Raw genomic sequence first — 8500 nt, forward strand, 5'->3', positions numbered from 1 at the left:
ACCGCCGCCGTGACGATCCGGTCGCGGTCTGGCGCAGACGGATGCCGACCGTGCCCGGCACGGCGTGCCCGTCCCTCCGCCCCTTACGGCCCGCCCGGCCTGCCACGGCGTACCTCCTGCCGGCGCGGGCGCGGGCGCGGGCGCGGTTCAGCGGTCGGCGGACTCCCCCAGCGCGATGGCCTGCACCGGACAGGAGCGGGCCGCGTCCCGCACCAGCGGGTCGCCGGCTCCGTCGTCCCGTCCAGGCAGCACCGCGCCGTACCCGTCGTCGTCCTGGGTGAAGACGCCCGGCGCCGTGAGGGCGCACATGCCCGCACCCACGCATCGGTGGATGTCCACATGGATCCGCATGGTTCATCTCCTCGCTCAGCCCTGCAGGGCTCGGTCGATCACCGAGCAGATCTCGGCCGCGTACTCCGGCTGGGACATGTCCCGGTGCTTGCAGGCGATCCGGTGCTCCTCGATCCGGCCGCGCACATAGGGCGGCCACTGCGCGGCGAAGCCGTGGTCGTCGACCGTGGCGGTGAAGAACAGCACGTCACCGTCGAAGAGCGGGGTGGCGTACTCGTCGAGGAGTTTCGTGTGGCGCACGGTCACGGCCGCCACGGTCTCGACGACCGACTGATAGTCGGCCGCGCCCGCGGACCGGCCGAGGTAGTCCCTGACGAACGCCTGCGTGTTGGCGTCCTCGATGACGTCGGCCTCCGCGAAGTCGTTCTCCGTGCCCAGACCGCCGGCGACGGCGCTGTCCAGCATGGCCAATAGGCCCACCGCCTTGCCGCGCCGGCGCAGCTCCACCGCGATCGCGTGGGCCAGGGTGCCACCGCCCGACCAGCCGAACAGCAGGTAGGGCCCGTTCGGCTGGAGCGCGGTGATGTGCCGCAGATAGTGGGTGACCATGTCGTCGACGGAGGTCGCCTGCGGCTGCGTCGGGTCGTACTCGCGTGCTTGGATGCCGTACATCGGCTGGTTCGGCAGGTGGTCGGCGAAGCTCATGTAAGCCCAGCACAGTCCGCTGCCCGGGTGGATCATCCACAGGGGCGGCCGGTCGCCCTCCGTGCGGATCGGCAGCACCACGGCGAACGGGTCCTCCGGGGCCGCATCGGCGACGCTCCGCAACCGGGCGGCGAGGTCGGCCACCACCGGGTGCTGGAACACCGTCCGGACCGGCACGGACACCCCCAGCACTGCGGCGATCCGGTTGACCAGCCGGACCACGAGCATGGAGTGGCCGCCGAGCAGGAAGAAGTCGTCGTCCACGCCGACCCGTTCGACACCGAGCACCTCGCCGACCAGGTCGGCCAGGGCCTGCTCGTCGGCGGTACGCGGCGCGCGGTACTCGTCGGCGGCGAAGTCCGGGGCCGGCAGGGCCGCGCGGTCCAGTTTCTGGTGTGAGGTCAGCGGCAGCCGGTCCAGGAACACGATCGCCGACGGCACCATGTAGTCCGGAAGTCTGCTCGCCAGGTACTGGCGCAGCTCGTCGTCGGTGGTGCCGTCGGCGACCACGTAGGCGAGCAGGTGGGTACCGAGGTCGCGCAGTTCACGGGCGATCACCACGGCCTGCCCCACGGCCGGGTGCTCGGTGAGCACCGACTCCACCTCACCGGGCTCGATCCGGTATCCGCGGACCTTGACCTGGTGGTCCGCCCTGCCGCGGAACTCCAGGACCCCGCGGGAGTTCCACAGGCCGAGGTCGCCGGTCCGGTACATCCGCTCCCCCGGTTCGCCGAACGGGCAGGCCACGAACCGGCCGGCGGTCAGCCCCGCCCGGTTCAGATAGCCCCGGGCGAGCCCGTGGCCCGCCATGTACAGCTCCCCCGGGACGCCCGGCGGGACGGGACGCAGCCGCCCGTCGAGGACGTAGACGCGCATGTTGTCCATCGGCAGTCCGACGGGTACGTCGGTGCGCACCGGTCCGGGGCCGATCTCGTGCACCGTCGAGTTGCAGGTGATCTCGGTCGGTCCGAAGGCGTTCACGAACGTGGTGTCCGGGCACGCCGTGACGGCTCGGTCGACGGCGGCGGGCGAGAGGCGTTCGCCGCCGATCCACACCTCGTTCAGGCGGGCGAGGCAGCGCGGGTTCTGCTCGACCAGGTGGTTGAAGACCGGGGTGATCAGCAGCGTGCTGGTGACGCCGTGCCGGGTGACGAAGGACTCGAAGACATCGGCGTCGAGGTCGTCGGGCGGCGCCAGAACGACGCAGTCGCCGCGCAGCAGCGTCGGCCACAGCTCGTACGTCATGGGGTCGAAGGTGTGCCGGGTGCGCAGCAGTACCCGTTCGTTGCCCTCCCGGCGGCACCACTTGTCGACCGCGAACTGCACGACGCCGCGGTGGGAGATGGCCACGCCCTTGGGACGTCCGGTCGATCCCGAGGTGTAGATGACGTAGGCCAACTGGTCGCCGGAGAGGGCCCGGCCGGTGAGGTCGAAGGGAGCGCCGTGGCCGGCGAGGTCGCCGTAGGCCACTCGCGGGCAGTCGTCCTGGGCTGGCCGTCGGGTGAACTCCTCGTCTCCCACGATGAGTTGCGGACGGGCGTCGTCGAGCACGAACGCCAGCCGCTCCGCCGGGTACTCGGGGTCGACGGGCAAGTAGGCGGCGCCGGCCTTCAGCACCGCCAGCAGCGTGACGATCATCTCCGGGGACCGCGGCAGGGCGACGCCCACCAGGGATTCGGCGGTGACTCCGCGCCGCGCCAGCTCCGCCCCCACACGGTCGGCCGCCGCGTCCAGCTCCCGGTACGTCAGCGACGCCGCGTCGCCCGTCACGGCGAGCGCGTCCGGTGTGGCCGCTGCCTGCCGGGCGAACAGTTCCGTGATCGTCTCCCCCGGCAGGTCCGCGGCCGTGTCGTTGACCTCGTGGACGAACCGGTCGAACTCACCGGGTTCGAACAGATCGACCGCGCTGAGCGGCACCGCCGGGTCGGCAACGACCTGGTGGACGACGCTGAGCAGGCGGTTGACGAGTCCGCGCACGGTGTCGCGGTCGAACAGGTCGGTGTCGTACTCGGCCAGGCCGAGCGCGCCCGAGCCGCTCGGGTCGGGGCCCAGCGAGACGGCGAGGTCGAACTTGGCGGTGGTCGTACGGGCGAAGGGCTCGACCTCGATCACCAGGCCGGGCAGGCGCAGCTCGGCCTCGGGGCTGTTCTGCCACGCGCAGATGACCTGGACCAGCGGGTGGTGGGCCGCGGAACGGTTGGGGTTGACCAGTTCGACCAGCCGGTCGAAGGGCGCCTCCTGGTTGTCGTAGGCGGCCAGCGCCTTGGTGCGGACCGCGTCGAGCACCGTCTCGAAGGAGGGGTCGCCGCCGAGGTCGACCCGCAGCACCCAGGTATTGACGAAGAAACCGACGAGGTCGGCCATGGCCTCGTCCGTCCGGCCCGCGATCGGCGATCCGATGGTGATGTCGTCGCCGCTGCCCATGCGGTGCAGCAGGGTCGCCAGCGCGGCCTGGAGCACCATGGAGACGGTCACGCTGCGCCGGCGCGCCAGTTCCTCGACGGCGGCCATGAGATCGGGCCCAAGCGCGAACTCGATCCGGTCCTCGCGGCGTTCCCCGGCCGCCGAGCGCGGGCGGTCCAGTGGCAGGGGCAGGGGTTCCGGGGCGCCGTCCAGCTCACGCCGCCAGTACTCGACCTCGGCGGCCATCACGCTGTCCGGGTCGGACTCGTCGCCGAGCAGGGAGCGCTGCCACAGCGCGTAGTCCGCGTACTGCACGGCCAGGGGCCGCCAGGCCGGCGAGCGGCCGTCCCGGCGCGCGGTGTACGCCGTCGTGAGGTCCTTGACCAGTGGTGCCGCCGAGCTCCCGTCGCTGGCGATGTGATGGATGACCAGCGCGAGCACGTGGTCGTCGGGGGCGCTGCGGAACACCTTGGCGCGCAGCGGGATCTCCGTCGCCAGGTCGAAACGGTGGGCGGCCTCCGCGGTCAGGGCGTTCCCGAGGTCCGCACGCGGGATCTCGGTGACGGGCACGTCCGGCGTGATGTCGTTGGCGGGCACGATCCGCTGATACGGGGCGCCGTCGTCGTCCTCGGCGATCAGAGTGCGCAGGCTCTCGTGCCGGTGCACCACGTCACCCACGGCTGCCCGCAGGGCCCGCACGTCCAGCTCGCCGCGCAACCTCAGCATGGTGGTCGTGTTGTAGGTGGTCGAGGGGCCCTCGAACCGGTGCAGGAACCACAGCCGTTGCTGGGCGAACGACAGCGGCACCCGCTCGGGCCGCGGCTGGGCGGTCAGCGGCGGCCGTGCCGTCTGCGCCGCGGCCAGCCGTGCGGCGAGCCCGGCGACCGTGCCGACCTCGAACACGGTGCGGACCGGTGTCTCCACGCCGAGTTCGGCGCGGATACGGCCGACGAGCCGGGTGGCCAGCAGGGAGTGGCCGCCCAGCAGGAAGAAGTCGTCGTCCACGCCGACCTGGTCGAGGCCCAGCACCTCGGCGAACAGGCCGGCCAGGATCTCCTCGTACGGCGTCCGCGGTGCCTGTCCGTCGGACGCCGAGGTGAACTCCGGTGCCGGCAGGGCCCGTCGGTCCAGCTTCCCGTTGGGCGACAGCGGGATGCTGCCGACGGCCACGACCGCCGACGGCACCATGTACTCGGGCAGTCGCTCCCTGGCGTACCCGCGTAGGGCGGCAAGCAGTTTGCCGGACTCGCGTACGCGGGTGGGGTGGTTGGCCAGTGGCCGGGCGGGCGCGCCGGCGGTGACGAAGCCGCCGCCGAACACCTGTCCCGGTGCGGGGCGGTCGGGCAGCACCACCGCGTCGAACCGGTCGGCCGCGTCGGCGGACCAGGTCACCAGCGCGTCCCGGCCGCGGGCGGCGGCCCACTCCTGGAGGCACTGCGGATCGACGGCGGCGGGGCCGGGAGGTGCCGGTTCGTCCGTCGTGGTTTCCCCGGACAGACGCGCGTTGGGGATGCCTGCGATCCGCACGGGGGTTCCTTCGCGCAGGCGGCCCGGTCGGTCCAGGTCCGTCAGCTCCTCGATGTCGGATCCCCACACCAGTGTCGGTAGGCCGGCGAGGGAGACGGCGGTGACCGGTGCCTTGTGCAGGACCACCTCGTAGCGGTGCCGGGTCAGCTCGTTGTGGGCACGGCCCGCCTTGAGCCGTATGTCGACGGTGGCTCCTGCCCGCTCGCTCCACCGGGTGAACCACTCGGGGTCGAGCACCAGTTCCTTCTCCAGGAAGACGGCGTGCTCCACGGCGGCCCGCAGCACGCCGGGTGCGGCGCCGGGGCGCCGGGCCCGCTGTACGGCGTGGTGCAGCAGGCGCAGCGATCCCGCGTGCCGCACGTCACCGACGACCAGGCGGCCGCCCGGGGCCAGGAGGTCGAAGGCCTGGCGCAGCACGCGGTCGAGGTAGTCGGCGTCCGGGAAGTACTGCACAACGGAGTTGAGTACGACTGTATCGAATCGCCGCGTGGGCAGGCCCGAGATGTCGTCGGCGGCCTGGCAGCGCAGGTGTGTCCGGCCCGCCCAGCCCGCCGCCTCAACCTGGCCGCGCAGCCGGTCGACGGCGACGGCGGAGAAGTCCGTGCCCCAGTACTCCTCGACGTGCGGCACGATGTGGGCGAGCAACAGCCCGGAGCCGACGCCGATTTCCAGGACCTTCCGCGGCGCCCAGCACAGCACCCGCTCGACCGCGGCGTCACGCCACTGGCGCATCTCGGTGCGCGGTATGGGCTTTCCGGTGTAGCTGGAGTTCCAGCCGGAGAAGTCCTCGCCGAAACCGGCTTCCGGGGCGGCGTACATCCGCTCGTAGACCTGCTGCCACTCGTCGATGTGATCGTCCGCGGAGTCGGCCTCCTCGAGGTCCGGCACGACGTAGGCGACCAGGCGCTGGTCGTCGTCGTTGTCCTCGCGGGCGACCACGACCGCCTGGGCCACGGCGGGGTGCTCGGTCAGCGCGGCCTCGACCTCGCCCGGCTCGATCCGGAACCCGCGCACCTTCACCTGGGTGTCCGCCCGGCCGTGGAAGACCAACTCCCCCGCCCTGTTCCAGGCGGCCAGGTCCCCGGTGCGGTACATCCGTTCCCCGGGCCCGGCGAAGGGACAGGCCAGGAACCGTTCTGCGGTCAGGCCGGCCCGGCCCAGGTAGCCGCGCGCGAGGCCGACCCCGGCGACGTACAACTCCCCCACCACGCCGGGCGGAACCGGCCGCAGTCCGGGGTCGAGCACGTAGGTGCGCATGTTGTCCATGGGCCCGCCGATCGGCACCCGCGTGACCGGCTGCCCCGCCGGGACTACGTGGGCGGTCGCGAAGACGGTGGTCTCCGTGGGGCCGTACCCGTCGACCACCTTCAGCCCGGGGCACGCGGCACGTACGCGCGCCACCGCGTCCGGGGAGACCACGTCGCCGCCCACCCACAGCTCGCGCAACCCGTTCAGACAGCCCGGGTCCTGGTCGGCGACCACCGAGAACAGCCCGGCGGTCAGCCACATCGCGGTGAGCTGCCGGTCCTTCACCAGGGCGGCCAGGGCTGCGGTGTCCGGGTTTCCCGGCGGGCCGACGACAACCCGGCCTCCGCGCAGCAGGGGCACCCACAGCTCGAAGGTCGAGGCGTCGAACGTGTGGGGAGAGTGCAGCAGCACCCGGTCGTGCGCGTCGCTCCACCGCCGGTCCAGCGCCAGGCCGGCGACGCTGCGGTGGGTGATCGCGATGCCCTTGGGGACACCGCTCGAACCCGACGTGTACATGACGTAGGCGAGGTGATCGGTGTGCCGTGCGTCGGGCAGCGGGTCGTCGGCGGCACCGGTCAACTCGTCGATCCGTACGCCCGTCATACCGCCGGGCGGGGTGAACCCGCCCTCGGTGATCACGAGAGCCGGGGCGGCGTCGCGCAGCATGAAGGCCAGGCGCTCCGCGGGGTAGGCGGTGTCGAGGGGGAGGTAGGCGCCGCCCGCCTTGAGCACCGCCAGCAGGGCGACCACCAGGTCCGCCGACCGCGGCAGGGCGACCGCCACCAAAGTCTCCGGACCCACTCCCCCGCGGACGAGGTTGCGCGCGACGGCGGAGGCCAGGCGGTCGAGTTCGCGGTACGTCAGGGTCGTGGTGCCGGACTCGACCGCGACGGCGTCGGGAGTCGCCGCCGCCTGCGCCTCGAACAGGGCGTGGAGCGGCAGCGGCGGCAGCGGGGCTTCGGTGTCGTTGAACTCGTGCAGCAGCAGGTCCCGTTCGCCGGGTTCCAGGACGTCGACGGAGTCGATCCCGACGTCGGGGTGTGCGACGACCCGGCGGAGCACCGTCCGCAGGCGGGCGGCGAGCCGCTCGACGGTGTCCCGGTCGAACAGGTCCGTCGAGTACTCGATGACGCCGCCGGCGCCGCGTGCCGTCGGGTCCGGGACGATGTTGAAGAACAGGTCGAACTTGGCGGTCCTGGTCGCGACCGGCTCGGCCGTGACCCGCAATCCCGGCATCTCGAGGTCGAGCCGGGCGCTGTTCTGCCAGGCGAACATCACCTGGAAGAACGGGTGGTAGGCCAGCGAGCGGTCGGGGTTGAGCAGTTCGACCAGCCGCTCGAAGGGCGCGTCCTGGTTGTCGTAGGCGGCCAGGGCCTTGTCCCGCACCTGCTGGAGCACCTGGTCGAAGGAGGGATTGCCGACCAGATCCACCCGCAGCACCCAGGTGTTGACGAAGAACCCGACCATGTCGGTGAGCGCCTCGTCCGTCCGGCCCGCGATCGGCGACCCGACGGTGATGTCGTCACCGCCGCCGAGCCGATGCAACAGGACCGTAAGAGCGGCCTGCAACACCATGGACACGGTGCTGCCGCGGCTGCGGGCGAGCTCCTCGATGCCGGTGAGAAGCTCCGGGTCGATGGAGAAGTCGACGACGTCGCCCCGGTAACTGGCCATCGTGGGACGGGGGCGGTCCAGCGGCAGCGGCAGCGGCAGCGGCAGGTCCGCCAGTTCGCTCCGCCAGTACGCCACCTGCTTGGCCAGCAGGCTGTTCTCGGCGGACTCGTCACCCAGCAGCTCCCGCTGCCACAACGTGTAGTCCACGTACCGCACGGGCAGCGGGGACCAGCTCGGCGCGCAGCCGTTCGTCCGGGCCTTGTAGGCGAGGGCGAGATCGCGGGTGAACGGGGCCGAGGAACCGCCGTCGGCCGCGATGTGGTGGACGACCAGCACGAGCACGTGCTCGTCCGCCGCGCACCGCAGGATCCGCGCGCGCACCGGGATCTCGGTATACAGATCAAACGGATACTCGATCGCCTGCGCGACGGTGGAGGCGATGTCGGCCGGGTCCACGGGCACCAGCGGCACGTCCAGGGTCGTCTCGCTCGCCGACAGCACCCGCTGCGCAGGGGAGTCCGTGGCGTCGTCGACGATGAGCGTGCGCAGGCTGTCGTGCCGCAGCACGACGTCACGGAGGGCCGCACGGAGCGCTCCGACGTCCAGCCGGCCGTGCAGCCGCAGCACCGCGGGGATGTTGTACGTCGGCGACGGCCCGGTGAACCTGTACAGGAACCACAGCCGACGCTGGGCGAAGGACAGGGGAACCATG

General features: G+C 72.1%; 2 protein-coding genes. Both read right to left on the reverse strand.

The window, feature by feature from the left end; all coding sequences use genetic code 11:
* Positions 1-147 precede the first annotated feature (147 nt).
* Positions 148-351, reverse strand: coding sequence for a ferredoxin (locus M2157_RS13130; protein WP_280861998.1), 204 nt, complete (start codon positions 349-351; stop codon positions 148-150).
* A 15-nt stretch (positions 352-366) separates the two neighbouring features.
* On the reverse strand, positions 367-8499 hold the full coding sequence (locus M2157_RS13135) for a non-ribosomal peptide synthetase (protein ID WP_280865340.1): 8133 nt from the start codon (positions 8497-8499) through the stop codon (positions 367-369).
* Position 8500: the final 1 nt, after the last annotated feature.

The organism is Streptomyces sp. SAI-127, from assembly GCF_029894425.1.
Lineage (GTDB): Bacteria > Actinomycetota > Actinomycetes > Streptomycetales > Streptomycetaceae > Streptomyces.

Bases quoted from the DNA above. Each gene is read 5' to 3' on its own strand.
- M2157_RS13135 (WP_280865340.1), bottom strand. From the start codon at position 8,499: ATGGTTCCCCTGTCCTTCGCCCAGCGTCGGCTGTGGTTCCTGTACAGG.
- M2157_RS13130 (WP_280861998.1), bottom strand. From the start codon at position 351: ATGCGGATCCATGTGGACATCCACCGATGCGTGGGTGCGGGCATGTGC.